At 73.2% G+C, this 14,329-nt stretch carries 17 protein-coding genes; 6 read left to right on the top strand and 11 right to left on the bottom strand.

Annotation, left to right across the window (positions count from 1 at the left end; translation table 11 throughout):
* Nucleotides 1-6 precede the first annotated feature (6 nt).
* From G514_RS0105080 to G514_RS0105065, 3 genes are all read right to left on the bottom strand, one after another.
* On the bottom strand, nt 7-243 hold the full coding sequence (locus tag G514_RS0105080; RefSeq protein WP_028650872.1) for a biotin/lipoyl-binding carrier protein: 237 nt from the start codon (nt 241-243) through the stop codon (nt 7-9).
* Nucleotides 244-269: 26 nt separating this feature from the next.
* On the bottom strand, nt 270-1,394 hold the full coding sequence (locus tag G514_RS24990; protein WP_051246829.1) for a hypothetical protein: 1,125 nt from the start codon (nt 1,392-1,394) through the stop codon (nt 270-272).
* A 62-nt stretch (nt 1,395-1,456) separates the two neighbouring features.
* A complete protein-coding gene (locus G514_RS0105065; protein ID WP_036563661.1) occupies nt 1,457-2,230 on the bottom strand; it encodes a carbon-nitrogen hydrolase family protein in 774 nt (257 codons plus the stop codon).
* 36 nt (nt 2,231-2,266) lie between these two features.
* On the opposite strand from G514_RS0105065, the gene mobA reads away from it, so the two are divergent.
* The 4 genes from mobA to G514_RS0105045 are packed head-to-tail and all read left to right on the top strand — an operon-like array spanning nt 2,267 to nt 4,850.
* Nucleotides 2,267-2,833, top strand: coding sequence for a molybdenum cofactor guanylyltransferase (mobA, locus tag G514_RS0105060; protein ID WP_036563659.1), 567 nt, complete (start codon nt 2,267-2,269; stop codon nt 2,831-2,833).
* 49 nt (nt 2,834-2,882) lie between these two features.
* Nucleotides 2,883-3,242, top strand: a complete 360-nt coding sequence (locus G514_RS24985) for a DUF6457 domain-containing protein (RefSeq protein ID WP_051246826.1) — start codon at nt 2,883-2,885, stop codon at nt 3,240-3,242.
* Nucleotides 3,243-3,249: 7 nt separating this feature from the next.
* Nucleotides 3,250-4,230 (top strand): NAD(P)H-quinone oxidoreductase, encoded by a 981-nt coding sequence (locus G514_RS0105050; RefSeq protein WP_028650869.1) that lies wholly within the window; start codon nt 3,250-3,252, stop codon nt 4,228-4,230.
* A 23-nt stretch (nt 4,231-4,253) separates the two neighbouring features.
* Nucleotides 4,254-4,850, top strand: coding sequence for a bacterial proteasome activator family protein (locus tag G514_RS0105045; RefSeq protein WP_028650868.1), 597 nt, complete (start codon nt 4,254-4,256; stop codon nt 4,848-4,850).
* 11 nt (nt 4,851-4,861) lie between these two features.
* On the opposite strand, the gene G514_RS0105040 is transcribed toward G514_RS0105045, so the two are convergent.
* The 5 genes from G514_RS0105040 to serS are packed head-to-tail and all read right to left on the bottom strand — an operon-like array spanning nt 4,862 to nt 8,882.
* Complete coding sequence (locus G514_RS0105040; protein ID WP_028650867.1) at nt 4,862-5,476, bottom strand: hypothetical protein; 615 nt, start codon at nt 5,474-5,476, stop codon at nt 4,862-4,864.
* Between the two features lie 20 nt (nt 5,477-5,496).
* A complete protein-coding gene (locus G514_RS0105035) occupies nt 5,497-6,291 on the bottom strand; it encodes a Cof-type HAD-IIB family hydrolase (protein ID WP_028650866.1) in 795 nt (264 codons plus the stop codon).
* The gene (locus tag G514_RS0105030) at nt 6,288-6,782 is read right to left on the bottom strand and encodes a GNAT family N-acetyltransferase (RefSeq protein WP_028650865.1); all 495 of its coding nucleotides are present in this window, start codon (nt 6,780-6,782) and stop codon (nt 6,288-6,290) included. Before G514_RS0105030 ends, G514_RS0105035 begins: the two co-directional genes overlap by 4 nt.
* Nucleotides 6,779-7,612 (bottom strand): HAD family hydrolase, encoded by an 834-nt coding sequence (locus tag G514_RS0105025; protein WP_028650864.1) that lies wholly within the window; start codon nt 7,610-7,612, stop codon nt 6,779-6,781. The genes G514_RS0105030 and G514_RS0105025 overlap by 4 nt, the downstream gene beginning before the upstream one ends.
* Nucleotides 7,605-8,882, bottom strand: coding sequence for a serine--tRNA ligase (gene serS / locus G514_RS0105020; RefSeq protein ID WP_028650863.1), 1,278 nt, complete (start codon nt 8,880-8,882; stop codon nt 7,605-7,607). Before serS ends, G514_RS0105025 begins: the two co-directional genes overlap by 8 nt.
* A 175-nt stretch (nt 8,883-9,057) precedes the next feature.
* Here serS and G514_RS0105015 point away from each other — a divergent pair, with 175 nt between their 5' ends.
* Nucleotides 9,058-10,635: a bifunctional phosphatase PAP2/diacylglycerol kinase family protein gene (locus G514_RS0105015; protein ID WP_051246823.1), complete on the top strand. Its 1,578-nt coding sequence runs from the start codon at nt 9,058-9,060 to the stop codon at nt 10,633-10,635.
* A 21-nt stretch (nt 10,636-10,656) separates the two neighbouring features.
* Here the strand turns inward: G514_RS0105015 and G514_RS0105010 are convergent, their stop codons facing one another.
* Complete coding sequence (locus G514_RS0105010) at nt 10,657-12,234, bottom strand: MFS transporter (protein WP_036563702.1); 1,578 nt, start codon at nt 12,232-12,234, stop codon at nt 10,657-10,659.
* A 122-nt stretch (nt 12,235-12,356) separates the two neighbouring features.
* On the opposite strand from G514_RS0105010, the gene G514_RS28985 reads away from it, so the two are divergent.
* A complete protein-coding gene (locus G514_RS28985; protein WP_051246820.1) occupies nt 12,357-13,250 on the top strand; it encodes a MarR family winged helix-turn-helix transcriptional regulator in 894 nt (297 codons plus the stop codon).
* Here G514_RS28985 and G514_RS24975 read toward each other — a convergent pair.
* Together G514_RS24975 and G514_RS0104995 are read right to left on the bottom strand one after the other, a co-directional pair.
* Nucleotides 13,237-13,923, bottom strand: coding sequence for a class I SAM-dependent methyltransferase (locus G514_RS24975; protein ID WP_051246817.1), 687 nt, complete (start codon nt 13,921-13,923; stop codon nt 13,237-13,239). The two genes, G514_RS28985 and G514_RS24975, sit on opposite strands and share 14 nt — an antisense overlap.
* The gene (locus G514_RS0104995; protein ID WP_245582108.1) at nt 13,920-14,312 is read right to left on the bottom strand and encodes a DUF4446 family protein; all 393 of its coding nucleotides are present in this window, start codon (nt 14,310-14,312) and stop codon (nt 13,920-13,922) included. Before G514_RS0104995 ends, G514_RS24975 begins: the two co-directional genes overlap by 4 nt.
* Nucleotides 14,313-14,329: the final 17 nt, after the last annotated feature.

Below are 14,329 nucleotides of genomic sequence, written 5' to 3'. Positions count from 1 at the left end.
GCGTGCTCAGCCCGTGAGCACGAGCTCCAGCAGCACGTCGCCCTCCTGGACGACGTCGGCCGGCGCGATCTTCACCGCACGCACGGTGCCGTCGTGCTCGGCGATGACCGGGATCTCCATCTTCATCGACTCCAGCAGCACCACGACGTCGCCGGCGGTGACGGTGTCGCCGGGCTCGACGGCCACGCTCATCACGTTGGCCACCATCTCCGCCACGATCTCGGACACGCGCTCCCGGGCCATGGAAGGAACCTAGCCGGGATCTGCGCTCAGAGCAGAGCCGCGGTGCGCGGCGGCTCCGGACGGACCGCGGACGCCTCCTCCAGCCGGCGCCCGCCCTGTCCGCGCGAGCCGGTGAGGGCGAGGTCGGCGCGGATGACGGCGAAGCCGATCACCAGCCCGACCACCAGGCCGTAGAGCACCGAGAGCCCGCACTCCAGCAGCGAGATCGCAGGATTGACCAGCGCGTTGGCGACCGGCGCCGTCGCGGCGACGCCGAAGGCGCACAGCCACCAGCCCTGCCGCCGGCGGGCCCGCATGTGGCAGCCCCACGCGAGCGCGGGCACGCCGAGCACCGTCTCGATCGGGCGCGGGAAGGCGCCGAGGTGGTCGCGGCTCCAGCGGACGCCGCCGAGGAGGTTGTCGATCAGGTCCTGCGACCCGTAGCGGCGCAGCATCTCGGCGTACAGCAACGTGATCGCGAGCACCACGCCCCCGATCGCGACGACGGCCAGGCCGCGGCGGCCGAGGCCGTGCAGGCCGGCGCCGAGGCGGTAGACGACGCCGAACGCCCCGACCATCGCCAGGCCGAGCGTGGCGTACTCGAACCGGACCACCGACACCACCGGGTCGAAGCCGATGGTGGCCATCGCCCCCACGGCGGCGACGAGCACGGCGACGACGCACTCGCGCGCCGCCCGCACGAACCGCACGGCCGGCGTGGTGGCCATCACCGCCAGCACCGCGGAGACCACGCAGGTCATCACGGCGGCGCCGGTGCGCAGGTAGTCTTGGTCGAGCACCAGCACCAGCACCCCGAGCACCAGCGACAGCGCCCCGAAGACGACCGGCCGGCCGCCGGTGCGGGCGGCCAGCCCCCAGGAGTACGCCGTCACGATCGCCACGGCCCCGACGCCGTCGAGCCACTCGGGGCCGACCGGGACGAGCGCGGCGACGAGCGCCGCCAGCCCGCCGGCGACCACGACGAGCCAGAGCGCCACGAGCAGCCGGCTCTGGACCGGCTGGGCGTCCGTGACGGGTCCCGCTCCCGGAGCCGCCAGCGGGGCCGGGGCGGTGTCAGGGGCGGTGTGAGGGGCGGGGGCGGTCTCCGGTGCGGCGTCGGTCGCGGCCGGGGACGCCGGCGTGCCCGCGCGGGCGGCCTCGTCGCGGGCCACGCGGACCCGCTGGTGACGCGTGGCGCGTCGTCGAGGAGCGGTCCGTGGCACGACAGAACAGGTTACAGAGGAGGTGGCGGGATCCTCCTGTTGGCGAGCGAGGGGTTGGTGGCCCGCGCCTGCTCCAGCACTGCCCGGTCGAGGGTCGCGCTGAGCGTCGCGGCGTCCTCGCCGGCCTCGGCGAGCACGTCGCCGAACGGGTCGACGACCATCGAGTGCCCGGAGTAGCGGGGGCCGGGCTGGGCGGCGGCGACCACGAAGACGGTGTTCTCGATCGCCCGGGCCAGCACCAGGGTGCGCCAGTGCTCGACCTTGCGCGGGCCGGCGACCCACGCCGCAGGCACCACGAGCACCTCGGCGCCGCGGTCCACCAGGAGTCGGGCGAGCTCGGGGAAGCGCAGGTCGTAGCAGGTCATCAGGCCCACCCGGAACGGGCCGAGGTCGACGAGCGACGGCTCGAGGGAGCCGGCCCGGAGCGCGTCGGACTCGCGGTAGCCGAAGGAGTCGTAGAGGTGGATCTTGCGGTAGCTCGCCTCGGCGACGCCGCGCACCACCACCGTGTTGAACGGGCGCGCCGGGTCGTCGGAGGTCTCGAACATGCCCGCGACCGCGGTGGTACGACGCTCCGCCGCCACGGCGGACAGCTCGCTCGCGAAGGCGCCGTCGAGCGGCTCGGCGTAGGGGCCCACGGCGGAGCCGGCCTCGCCGAAGTCGCGGGCGAACGCCTCCGGCAGCACCACGAGGTCGCTGCCCGACGGGACCAGCTCGCGCAGCCGGGCCCGGTTGCCGGCCGGGTCGAGCCCCGAGGCCGCCTGCACCACTGTGACCGACAGCATGCTCACCCCGCCCAGCCTGCCAGCCAGACTGGGGCCATGGCGATCGGGTCGGCGTTCAGCGCGGTGGTGCTGGCCGGCGGCGTCGCCGCCCGCCTGGACGGCGCCGACAAGTCCTCGCTCGAGCTGCGCGGACGCACCCTCCTCACCTGGGCGCTCGACGCGGTCATCGACGCGACCGAGGTGGTGGTGGTCGGCGACCCGGTGCCGACGCACCGGCCCGTGACGTTCACCCGCGAGGACCCGCGCCACGGCGGTCCGGTGGCGGCGCTGCTCACGGGTCGCGACGCGCTGCTCGAGCCGCGCGCGAGGCTCGCGGTGCTGGCCTGCGACATGCCGTTCGTGACCGCCCAGACCTTCCAGCGGCTCCGCGACGCGGCCGAGGACCACGACGGTGCCGTGCTCACCGGTCCCGACGGCCGCCGCCAGCTCGCTCTCGTCCTCGACGTGGCGCGCCTGGACGCCGTACGGCCGAGCGTGGAGGAGCAGCACAACCTCGCCCTCCACCGCCTGCTCGCACCGCTGGACCTCGTCGAGGTGCCGGCACAGGAGCAGGAGCATCGCGACGTCGACACGTGGGCCGACGTCAGGGACCTGACCACGTGATCGGTAGAAGGAACTTGCGAGACTCCGGCCGGCGCGTAAGTCTGATGGCGTGAACCTCCACGACTGGATCGACGAGCTGAGCGACGTCCTCGATCTCGAGGACGTGGAGGTCGACGAGGGGCTGCTGGCCGACCTCACCAAGCTCGCCGCCCACAACGTCGAGCGGCTGGCGGCGCCGGTGACCGCCTACCTGCTCGGGTTCGCGGCCGGCGCGCAGGACGCCGACCCCGACGCCGTCGAGGCGCTGGCGGCGAAGGCCCAGGTCCTTGCCGAGGGCTGGGACCGTCCCGCCGACGCTCCTGACCCCGACGACGTCAACGACCCGATCCCCGACGACCGGACGGTCGACCACACCGGCGAGGAGTACGTCGACGACCGCGTCGACGAGCTCGTCGACGAAGAGGTCTGACGCCCTGATGCGAGCCGTGCTCGCCGACGGGGCCGGCGGTCCCGAGGTGCTCGCCCTGCACGACCTCCCCGACCCCGAGCCGCGGCCCGGCGAGGTCCTGCTCGAGGTCGCGGCGGCCGGGCTCAACCGTGCCGACCTGCTGCAGCGGCAGGGCTTCTACCCGCCACCGCCCGGAGCCTCCGACGTCCTCGGCATGGAGTGCAGCGGCACGGTGGCCGCGCTCGGTGACGGTGTCGACGGCTGGGCCGTCGGCGACCGGGCCTGCGCGCTGCTCTCCGCCGGCGCCTACGCCACCCACGTCGCCGTCCCCGCCGGCCAGCTGATGCCGGTGCCCGCGGGCGTCGACCTGGTCGAGGCCGCGGCGCTGCCCGAGGTGGCGTGCACGGTGTGGTCCAACGTGGTCATGCTCGCCGCGCTCCAGCCCGACGAGGTGCTGCTGGTCCACGGCGGCGCGGGCGGGATCGGCAGCTTCGCGATCCAGCTCGCCTCGCAGCTGGGCGCGCGGGTGCTCACCACGGCCGGGACCCCCGAGAAGCGCGAGTTCTGCCTCGGCCTCGGCGCCGAGGTGGCGATCGACTACCGCGACGAGGACTTCGTCGAGGTCGTCAGGGAGCGCACCGGCGGAGCCGGCGCCGACGTCGTCCTCGACAACATGGGCGCGTCATACCTCGGGCGCAACGTGAGCGCGCTGGCGACCGAGGGGCGCCTCGTCGTCATCGGCATGCAGGGCGGGACGAAGGGCGAGCTCGACCTCGGCGCCCTGATGCGCAAGCGCGGTGCGGTCATCGCGACCACGCTGCGCGCCCGGCCGGCCGAGGAGAAGGCCGCGATCTGCGCCTCCGTCGTCGAGCACGTCTGGCCGCTGGTGGCCGAGGGCGCGGTCCGCCCGATCGTCGAGGACACGCTGGCGCTCGACGACGTACGCCGCGCGCACGAGCTGATGGAGTCCGGCACCCACACCGGGAAGATCCTGCTCGTCGTGCGTTGAGTGCCGCTGGATACCTTGGGGGCATGAACCAGCAGCAGCCGACGGGGAGCGCGCAGTCGCAGGACGGCCAGGAGGGCTCCGGCGAGCGTCAGGTCCTGATCGTCGGCCCCGACGGGCAGCCGGTCGGGGCCGTCCCGGAGTCCGCGCTGGCCCTCGCGCAGGGCGAGGACGACGAGGCCACGTCGGTCACCAACCAGGTGGAGCAGCCCGCCAAGGTGATGCGGATCGGCAGCATGATCCGCCAGCTGCTCGAGGAGGTGAAGTCGGCGCCCCTCGACGAGGCGAGCCGCAACCGCCTCAAGGAGATCCACAAGGCCTCCGTGCACGAGCTGGAGGAGGGCCTCTCGCCCGACCTGGTCGAGGAGCTCGAGCGGCTGGCGCTGCCGTTCTCCGACGACCAGACGCCGTCGGAGGGCGAGCTGCGCATCGCCCAGGCGCAGCTGGTCGGCTGGCTCGAGGGACTGTTCCACGGCATCCAGACGGCGATGTACGCCCAGCAGATGGCGGCGCGGGCGCAGTTCGAGCAGATGCGTCGCGGGCTGCCCGCGGGCTCCGGCGGGCCTGAGCAGCAGCAGGACCCACGCCCCCAGCCGGGTGACTCCGGCGGGATGTACCTCTAGCTAGGTGGCTCCTAGCGGCCGCGGCTGACGCCGCGCACGACCACCAGGCCGAGCAGGCCGACCAGCACGAGGGCCGCGCCCGGAGCGGCCGACCGGGTGAACGACTGCGGCTCGCTCGTGTCGACCGGCGTGAAGCTCGCCGTCTCGGGCGTCGGGTCGATCGGCGGCCTGCCCTCGCCGATGAGGCCGACCACCTCGGCGGCCACGGCGTCGCTGGAGATGCGGGTGCCGCTCCCCCCGGTGGCGATCCACGGCTGGCCGTTGCCGGTGACGAAGAACATGTACTCGACGTCCTTCGCGAGCGCGCCGAGGCTGCACTCCGCGCGGTTGCGGTCGGTCTGCACGGTGACCGTCTCGGTGTCGATCTTGCCCTGGTAGACGAGGTCGACCGTCACGGTCTGGGTGTAGATCGCGCCCTGCTGCCCGTCGGTGCGGGGGGCACGCTGCACGTCGGTGACCACGCCGCTGAAGACCGCCATCGCGCGCTTGGTGCTGTCGTCGACGGTGACCGCGGGGCAGGTCGGCGCCTTCTTGTGCGGCTTGGCGGCGTGCGCCGGGGCGCCTGCACCGAGCACCACCAGGGCCGCGAGCAGACCGCCGAGGAGGGTCGTCGAGAGGCGGCGCATAACCCGCTCATCACAACAGATCACAGGTCGAACATGCCAGCCAGGACCTGAGCCACGCCGTCCTCGTCGTTGCTCGGCGCCACCTGGTCGACGGCGGCGAGCACGCTCGGGTGCGCGTTGGCCATGGCGTACGGCGTGCCGGCCCACGCCAGCATCGGCAGGTCGTTGGGCATGTCGCCGAACGCGACGACGGCGTCCGATGCGACGCCGAGGTGGTCGGCGAGCAGCGCGAGGGTGGTGGCCTTGGTGACCCCGTGGGCGCTGATCTCCAGCAGCGTGCTGGACGACGACCAGGTGATCGTCACGTGCTCGCCGATCGCCGTCTCGGCGGCGTCCCAGTAGTCCTGCGGCCCGAGCTCCTCGTGCCGCGCGAGCAGCTTGAGGACGGGGCCGGTGACGAGCTCGTCGAGCGACGCGCGGCGGGCACCGGCGGGGACGGGGTGCCGCTCGAGGAAGCCCGGCTCGAGCCCGATCCCGTCGAGCGTCTCCACGGCGAACGCCGAGCCAGGCACGGCGGCGCGCAGCTCGGCACAGACGCGCAGCACGGTCGCCGCGTCGATCTCGCGGCGCAGCCGGGGCCGGTCGGCTGCGACGTCCCAGACCAGGGCGCCGTTGGAGACCACGGCGAGCCCGTGGTCGCCGACGTGGTCGAAGACCTCCTCGGCCCAGCGGAGCGGACGTCCGGTGACGAAGACGACCGGGACGCCGGCGGCCTCCACGGAGACGAGCACCGCGCGGGTGTGCTCGGAGATCGTGCCGTCGGAGCGCACCAGCGTCCCGTCGAGGTCGGTGGCGACGAGGCGCGGCAGGCTCACCGCAGCGGCCGGGCCATCACGAGCTCGCCGTCCTCGTTGCTCCCGCGCAGGTCGGTGAACCCGCACGTGGCGAGGACCCGGAGGCTGGGCGCGTTGTCCGGCAGCACGCTGGCCCTGACCCGCGCACCGGCCTCCTCGGCGGCGGCGACGAGCGCGGTGAGCGCCTCGGTCGCGTAGCCCCGGCCGCGCGCGGCCTCCACGAGGCCGTAGCCGACCTCGACCTCGGGCGTGCCGTCGGCGGCGGGCTCGGGCGGCCCGAAGAAGCCGATCGAGCCGACGACGACGTCGTGGACGGTGATCGAGCGGCTGGACCACGGGTCGCCGTCGCGCCACAGGGTCGTGGCGTCCCGGTCGTCCTCGCGCGGGAACTGAGGGTGCCAGTACGGCGCGCGGGCGCCGCCGCGGATGGCGGCCACGTCGGCAGCGGTCCACAGCGGCAGCCGCAGCCGCTCGGTCGCCAGCACGGGCGCCAGCGCGGGAGGCAGGGTCACGGGAAGTACTTCCCCAGCTCGACGGCCGCACCGTCGTCGGCGACCGGGCCGGTCACGTCGTCGGCGGCGTCGATGACCGCCTGGACCGCCTGCCCCATCGCCACGCCGCGGCCCGCCCAGCGGAGCATCTCGATGTCGTTGCGGCCGTCGCCGATGGCGAGGACGTCGGCGGCGTCGATGCCGAGCCGCTCGGCGACGTGGGCGAGGCCCGAGGCCTTCGAGACGCCGACCGGGGCCAGGTCGAGCCAGGCGGTCCAGCCCACGACGTAGTCGGTGCCGTGCAGCCCGAGCTCCCTGGCGAGCGCGACGAAGTCGTCGGCGGTGGCCTCGGGGTCGCGGATGATGACGCGGCTGACCGGGGCCGCGACGAGGTCCTCGACGTCGGTGACGATCATCTCGCCGGACAGCTCGCCGACCGGGAACTCCTTGGTGACGCGGTAGCCGACCCCGCGCTCCTCGACGGCGACCAGGGCCGTGGGGTGCCGCTCGAGGATGGCCTGCACGGCCGGGGCCGCGTCGAAGGTCTCCTCCACGACGACCTCGATCGGCGGGTAGCGGAAGACCACGGCGCCGTTGCTGGCCACGATCCAGAGCGGCTCGGTGTCGTCGAGGTGCAGCTCGAGGAGGTCGGCGACCGGGGTCATGCCGTGCGGCGAGCGGCCGCTCGCGAGCACGACGTGGCAGCCCGCGTCACGGGCGCGGCGTACGGCGTCGCCGACCGCGGGCGCGATCTCCTCGTAGGTCGTGCCGGCGCCCTCGATCCACTTCAGGAGCGTCCCGTCGATGTCGAGCGCGACCAGGCGCGGGACCCATCCGGCGGGGTCAGGCATGCATCGGCTTGAGGACGTCGAGCCCGCCCATGTGCGGCCGCAGCGCCTGCGGGACGGTCACCGAGCCGTCGGCGTTCTGGTGGGTCTCGAGGATCGCCACGATCGTGCGGGTCATCGCGCAGAGGGTGCCGTTGAGCGTCGAGATCGGAGCGGTGCCCTCGGGGAACCGGCCGCGGATGTCGAGGCGGCGGGTCTGGAACTCGGTGCAGTTGGACGTCGAGGTGAGCTCGCGGTAGCGACCCTGGGTGGGGATCCACGCCTCGCAGTCGAACTTGCGGGTCGCCGACAGGCCGAGGTCGCCGGCGGCGACGTCGATGACGCGGTAGGCGAGCTCGAGCTTGTCGAGGAACTCCTTCTCCCAGGCCAGCAGGCGCTGGTGCTCGGCGTCGGAGTCCTCGGTGGTCGTGTAGACGAACATCTCGACCTTGTCGAACCAGTGCACCCGGATGATGCCCTTGGTGTCCTTGCCGTGCGAGCCGGCCTCCTTGCGGAAGCAGGGGCTGAACGCCGCGTAGCGCAGCGGCAGCGACGAGCCGTCGAGGATCTCGTCGGAGTGGTAGGCCGCCATCGGCACCTCCGAGGTGCCGACGAGGTAGAGGTCCTCGCCCTCGATGCGGTAGACGTCGTCAGCGGCCTGGCCGAGGAAGCCGGTGCCCTCCATGGCCCGCGGGCGCACCAGCGAGGGCGCGATGACCTGGGTGAAGCCGGCGTTGCGCGCCTGCTCCATCGCGAGGTTGACCAGCGCCAGCTCGAGCTGCGCACCGACGCCGGTGAGGAAGTAGAACCGCGAGCCGGAGACCTTGGCCCCCCGCTCCATGTCGATGGCACCGAGCATCCGCCCGAGCTCGACGTGGTCGCGCGGCTCGAAGCCCTCCGCCGCGAAGTCGCGCGGGGTGCCGACCGTCTCGAGGACCGTGTAGTCGTCCTCGCCGCCGGCAGGAGCGTCGTCGTGGGCGAGGTTGGGGATCGCCAGCACCGCGGCCTGCCAGGCCTCCTCCGCCGCCACCTGGGCCGCCTCGGCGGCCTTGACCTCCGCGGCCAGCGCCTTCGTGCGCTCCAGCAGGGCCTGCTTCTCCTCGCCCTGCGCCTGCGGGATCTGCTTGCCGAGCGCCTTCTGCTCGCCGCGCCTCGCCTCGTACTCGGCGATCGCCCGGCGCCGCGCCTGGTCGGCGGCCAGGGCCTCGTCGACGACCGCGTCGGACAGCCCACGCTTGGCCTGGGCGGCGCGCACGCGGTCGGGCTGGTCACGGAGGATGCGGGTGTCAATCATTTGTCGGGGTCCCCTCGAAAGCGCGCGCGCTCCGCGCGCAGCGCGCCCAACGCAGGGTTTCGTGGGGTGAGGTCACGCGCCAAGGCTAGTCGTGGGTCCCCGCGCTCCTCACGCGGATTGCACAGGGGGCATCGCCGTTGCTCGGGATCACGACGGGCCCAGCCATACTCGTGACGTGCTGGACCGACCTCGCCTCGTGCTCCTCGGCTGGGCGCTGCTGTCGTTCCTGCTGTTCGTGCTGGTGCTGCTCGCGGTCGTCCAGGGCTGGGGTCCGGCCGCGCAGTTCGACGACCGGGGCTCGCCCGCGGCCGACTGGGCCGTCGACGAGCACTGGATGATCCGGCCGCTCCGGGTCATCGAGGTGGCCTTCGGCAACGTCGGCATGGCGGTGCTCACCCTCGCCGTCGCGCTGCTCATGCTCACACGCGGCCACCGCCGGGCCGCGACCTACACCGTCGGCGTCATGGTGGCGACCACGGCGACGTACACCGTGATCAAGCTGCTGGTCGGCCGTGCGCGCCCCGAGTGGCAGCTCGAGCAGGCCCTGCTGTCCTCGAAGTCGTTCCCCTCGGGGCACGCCTCGTCGATCACGGCGTTCGGCGGGATCCTGATCGTGCTCGTGGTGATGCTGGTACGCCGCAGCAGCGTGCGACGCGCCCTCTACGTCCTCATCGGGCTGTTCGTCGTCGTGGTCTGCCTCGACCGGGTGTTCCTCGGGCGGCACTTCCCGTCCGACGTGCTGGGCGGGTTCCTGCTCGGCATGGGCATGGTCGCTCTCGGCCTGGCCGTCTACAGCCCGCTGCCGCGCAGCCACGCCCAGCAGCTGCCCGACCTGGCGTCGCCGTTCCCGTCCGACCGCAACCTCGCCGTCATCCTCAACCCGTCGAAGGTCGAGGACATCGAGGCGTTCCGCGGCATCGTGAACTCGATGGCCGCCGAGGCAGGCTGGTCGCTGCCGGTCTGGCACTACACGACCGTCGAGGACCCCGGCACCGGCATGGCGGAGGCGGCCGCGGTCGCCGGCGCCGACCTGGTGCTCGTCTGCGGCGGCGACGGCACCGTGCGCGAGGTCTGCGCCGAGCTGGCCGGCACGGGCATCCCGATCGGGATCATCCCCGCCGGCACGGGCAACCTCCTGGCCCGCAACCTCGATGTCCCGCTGTTCCTCCGCGCGGCCATCGACATCGCGCTCACCGGCCAGGACCGGGCCATCGACATGGTGCGGGTCAGCGGCGACGGCGTCGAGGACGGCACCCACTTCATGGTCATGGCCGGGATGGGCTTCGACGCCGCGATCATGGAAGGCGTCAACGAGGAGATCAAGGCCAAGGTCGGGTGGCTGGCCTACGTGCTCTCCGCCCTGAAGTCGCTGATGTTCCCGCCGGTGCGGGTCGAGGTCTCCATCGACGGCGGCGAGTTCACGACCCACCGCGCCCGGACGATCGTGGTCGGCAACGTCGGCTACCTCCAGGCCGGGATGCCGCTCCTCCCGGACGCCGCGATCGACGATGGCCTGCTCGACGTCGTCATGCTGCACCCGCGGCGCTTCCTCTCCTGGATCCCGCTGGCCTTCCGCGTGCTCGCCAAACGACCGCGCACGGACGAGCTGGTCGACCGGATGACCGGTCGCACGGTCGTCGTGCGGGCGAGCGCCGAGACCCCGCGCCAGCTCGACGGCGACTCGATCGGACCCGGCCGCGAGCTGCACATGGAGTGCATCCACGGCCGGGTCCTCGTGCGGGTCCCGCGCTAGCGAGCTCAGCCAGCCCGGGCGCTACTCCGCCGGCGGGCCCGAGGGACCCTGCTGCACGAAGTCCTGCTGGCGGATCAGCACGAAGCAGCAGGCCGCCGCGACGAACGCCACCACCATCGCAATGAGCGTGATCTGGTTGAGCGCGTCGACGAAGCTCGAGGTGGCGACAGCAGCCAGGTGGTCGCGCGCGCCCTCGGGCGCCGACTGGATCACCGCGTCGGTCCGGCCGCCGGTGACCGCGCCAGCGATCCGGTCGGACTGCCCGGCGGCGGGCGTGCCGGCGAGACCGTCGCGGATCCCGTCGGCGACCCGGTGGCTGAAGATCGTGCCGAGCACAGCGATGCCGGTGGCGATGCCGACCTGGCGGAACGTCGAGTTGATGCCCGACGCCATGCCGGACCGCTCGACCGCGACCACGCTGACCGCGGTCGAGGCGAGTGGGGTGTTGATCATGCCGACCCCGACGCCGCTGACGAGCAGACCGGGGATCAGGTGCGTCCACGACGAGTCGACCTCGATGCCGCGGATGAGGAGCAGCCCCACGCCGAGCGCGACGAAGCCGGGTGCGATCAGCCACTTCGCCGGGACGTGCTCGGTGAGGCGTCCGGCGACCGCGGCCGCGACGAACGCCGCCCCGGACAGGAACAGGAAGCGCACGCCGGCGCCGACGGCGGAGTAGCCGAGGACGTTCTGGACGTAGATGACGAGGAACGTGAGGAGCGAGAACACCGAGGCGGAGACACCGAACGCCGCGATCAGGCCACCGGTGAAGGTGGGCTTGCGGAGCAGCCCGAGGTCGAACATCGGGTCGTCGTTCCTGACCTGGCTGATGACGAACACCGCGAGGAGCACCGCGGCCGCGGCCAGGCAGAGGACCACGCGGCCGTTGCCCCACTCGGTCTGCCCCGCCCGGATCAGGCCGTAGACCAGCGACCCCAGCGCGAGGCTGAACGTGACGAACCCGAACCAGTCGGGGCGCCCCGCGCGCGGGTCGTGCGACTCGCGGACCCGGGTCAGGCCGATGAAGATCGCGAGCAGGCAGATCGGGATGTTGACGAAGAAGATCCACCGCCACGAGATGCCGCTGGTCAGCACGCCGCCCAGCACCGGGCCGATGGCGACGGCGACGCCCGTCGTGGCGCCGAAGGCGCCGAAGGCCACACCCCGGTCGCGCCCGTGGAACGCCGAGGCGATGAGCGCGAGCGCGGTCGCGAACATCGCGGCGCCGCCGATGCCCTGGAAGGCGCGGGCGAGCTGGAGGAAGAGGATGTCCTGCGCCGCCCCGCACGCGATCGAGCCGGCCATGAAGAGCAGCGCCCCGATCACGAAGACCCGACGCCGCCCGAAGAGGTCGGCCAGCGAGCCGGCGGTGAGGAGGAGCGCCGCCAGGCTGAGGGCGTAGGCGTCGATGACCCACTGGAGGTCGGAGAGGCTCGCGTCGAGCTCGGCCTGGATGTCGACCAGCGCGACGTTCACGATCGTGATGTCGAGCAGCAGGATGAAGATGCCCAGGCAGACGGCGACGAGCGTCCACCACTTGGGGTCTCGGGTGGGGCTCCCGGCGGTGTCGGGACTGGTGACGGCGGTCTGCTCGGTCATGAGCACCTCTTCAGTCGGTACGAGTGGTTGAATCGTCATGCGCTAAATCATCAATTGCCTAACGATTACCTTGTGTACGATACGCCCGACTGAAGATCCGTCAAGCGCATAATGATCAGGGAGTGGACGAAGTGGGCCTCGCCGACGCCACCGACAGCCGCGAGCTGCTGCCGGGCCTCGAGGACCAACCTGGCCACCTGATGTGGCGGGCGGCGGCGCGGGTCACGGTGAACCTGGCCCGGGTGCTCCCGCCCGGCGTGGACATCCACGCCTACGCCGCGCTGCTCACGCTCGCGGGCGGGACGGCGCGGTCGCAACAGTCGATCGCCGACACGATCGACGTGAGCCGGACCACGATGGTCAAGGTGGCCGCCCAGCTCGCCGACCAGGGGCTCGTGAAGCGGGTGCGCAACCCGGAGGACCGGCGCTCCTACGCGCTCACCCGCACCCCGGAGGGCGCCGCGGCCGCGCGCCGGTGGCGGCGGCACGCGGAGGACCTCGAGGAGGCGCTGACCCCGGGGTTCTCACTCGGCGAGCGCGAGGAGCTGCGCCGCCTGCTGCTCGGCATCCTCGGCGCCGAGCTGGCGGCCGACACGCCCGAGCCGCTGCTCGAGAGCCTGGGCTTCCTCATCACGCGCGTCCACCTGCGCATGCATCGCACGTTCTCCGAGGCGCTGGGACCTCTGGGCATCGCGCCGGCGCACTTCGGCCTGCTCACGACGCTGGCGACGCTCGGCCCCGTCCCTCAGGCCGAGGTCGGCCGTCGGCTGGGGATCAGCGGTGCGAGCGTCGTGCAGATGGTCGACCACCTGGAGAAGCGCGGGCTCGTCGAACGGCGCCGGCTCGAGTGGGACCGGCGCACGCAGGTCCTGCACCTGCGGCCCGGAGCGACCGACGCGCTCGTCGAGGCCCGCGCGCTGGCTGACGAGACCCTCGCCACGCGGCTCGGCACCCTCGGGGTCAGGGAGACCAAGCGGCTGGTGCTGCTGCTGCAGCGGTTCGTCACGGGCGAGTGAGCAGCATCCGCCACAGCGGGTTGACGCGGCCGGCCGGCAGCACCTCGTCGAGCGACGCCAGCTCGACACCGTCGCCGGCGACGGCCTCCATCTCGGCGCGGGTCAGCAGCCACGGCGGCTCGGCGGTGCGGGGCTGGTCGTCGCGGCGGACGACCTGGACGACGAGCGCGGTGCCGCCCGGGGCAAGCAGCCCCCGCACGCCCGCGACGGCACGCTCCCGCAGGCTCGGGTGCAGCGCCTGGAGCGTGTAGATCTCGACGACGAGGTCGAAGGCGCCGCGCAGGTCGGGCGTGAGCTCGAGCAGGTCACCGGTGCGGTAGTCGACCGGCGAGTCGGGGTAGCGGTCACGGACCGCCGTCACGGCGGCCGGCGAGATGTCGAACGCCGTGGTGCGCCAGCCCTCCCGCGCCAGGTGCTCGGAGTCCCCACCCAGCCCGCACCCGACGACGACGGCGCGGCGTCCGCCGCCGTCGCCGTGCTCCGCGGTCCGCTCGGCCGCCCCCTGGGCGGTCCACTCGGCCAGCAGCGGGTGCGGGTCGGTGTGGTCCCACGGCAGCGGCACGTCGCCGCGACCCGCGGCCGACCACAGCTCGTCGTACCAGCGCGTCGGCTCGCCGTCGGCGACCGCCCGGACGCCGAGCTCGTCGGCGAGGTCGTCCCAGTCACGGGTCATGACTTCGCGGACGCCACGGCGTCCTCCTCCTCCGGTGACATCGGTTGCTCGCACCGCCAGGCGGCGATGCTCTTGGCATAGCTGCGGGCCTCGCTGCGGCCGTGGATGGCGGTCAGCACCACGCCGTTGCCGCCGTCGTCGAGCAGCGCGATCGACCACGAGAGCCGGCCACCCGCGTCGGCGAACGCGTCGTAGCGCACCAGCCCGACGTGCCGCAGCGCTCCGCGGGCCTCGGCGCGCAGCGCGGCCACCTCCTGCCGCAGCCCGACGACGTCCTCGGGCAGGGCGTCGACGTCGCCGCCGCGGCGCGTCGTACGCCGCAGCGCGGCCACGGCCGCGACGAGGGCGGCGAGCGCCACCACCGCCGTGGGCACCACGATCAGGAGCACGCCTCCCAAACTACGAT

The organism is Nocardioides halotolerans DSM 19273 (genome assembly GCF_000422805.1).
In the GTDB taxonomy this organism is placed as follows: Bacteria; Actinomycetota; Actinomycetes; order Propionibacteriales; family Nocardioidaceae; genus Nocardioides; species Nocardioides halotolerans.
Note: the sequence above shows the minus strand (reverse complement) of the source record. Positions and strands in the feature narration are given on the sequence as shown.

Coding starts and splice junctions, on each gene's coding strand:
- G514_RS0105080 (WP_028650872.1), bottom strand. CDS start 243: ATGGCCCGGGAGCGCGTGTCCGAGATCGTGGCGGAGATGGTGGCCAAC.
- G514_RS0105065 (WP_036563661.1), bottom strand. CDS start 2,230: ATGCTGTCGGTCACAGTGGTGCAGGCGGCCTCGGGGCTCGACCCGGCC.
- mobA (WP_036563659.1), top strand. CDS start 2,267: ATGGCGATCGGGTCGGCGTTCAGCGCGGTGGTGCTGGCCGGCGGCGTC.
- G514_RS0105050 (WP_028650869.1), top strand. CDS start 3,250: ATGCGAGCCGTGCTCGCCGACGGGGCCGGCGGTCCCGAGGTGCTCGCC.
- G514_RS0105045 (WP_028650868.1), top strand. CDS start 4,254: ATGAACCAGCAGCAGCCGACGGGGAGCGCGCAGTCGCAGGACGGCCAG.
- G514_RS0105040 (WP_028650867.1), bottom strand. CDS start 5,476: ATGCGCCGCCTCTCGACGACCCTCCTCGGCGGTCTGCTCGCGGCCCTG.
- G514_RS0105025 (WP_028650864.1), bottom strand. CDS start 7,612: ATGCCTGACCCCGCCGGATGGGTCCCGCGCCTGGTCGCGCTCGACATC.
- serS (WP_028650863.1), bottom strand. CDS start 8,882: ATGATTGACACCCGCATCCTCCGTGACCAGCCCGACCGCGTGCGCGCC.
- G514_RS0105010 (WP_036563702.1), bottom strand. CDS start 12,234: ATGACCGAGCAGACCGCCGTCACCAGTCCCGACACCGCCGGGAGCCCC.
- G514_RS24975 (WP_051246817.1), bottom strand. CDS start 13,923: ATGACCCGTGACTGGGACGACCTCGCCGACGAGCTCGGCGTCCGGGCG.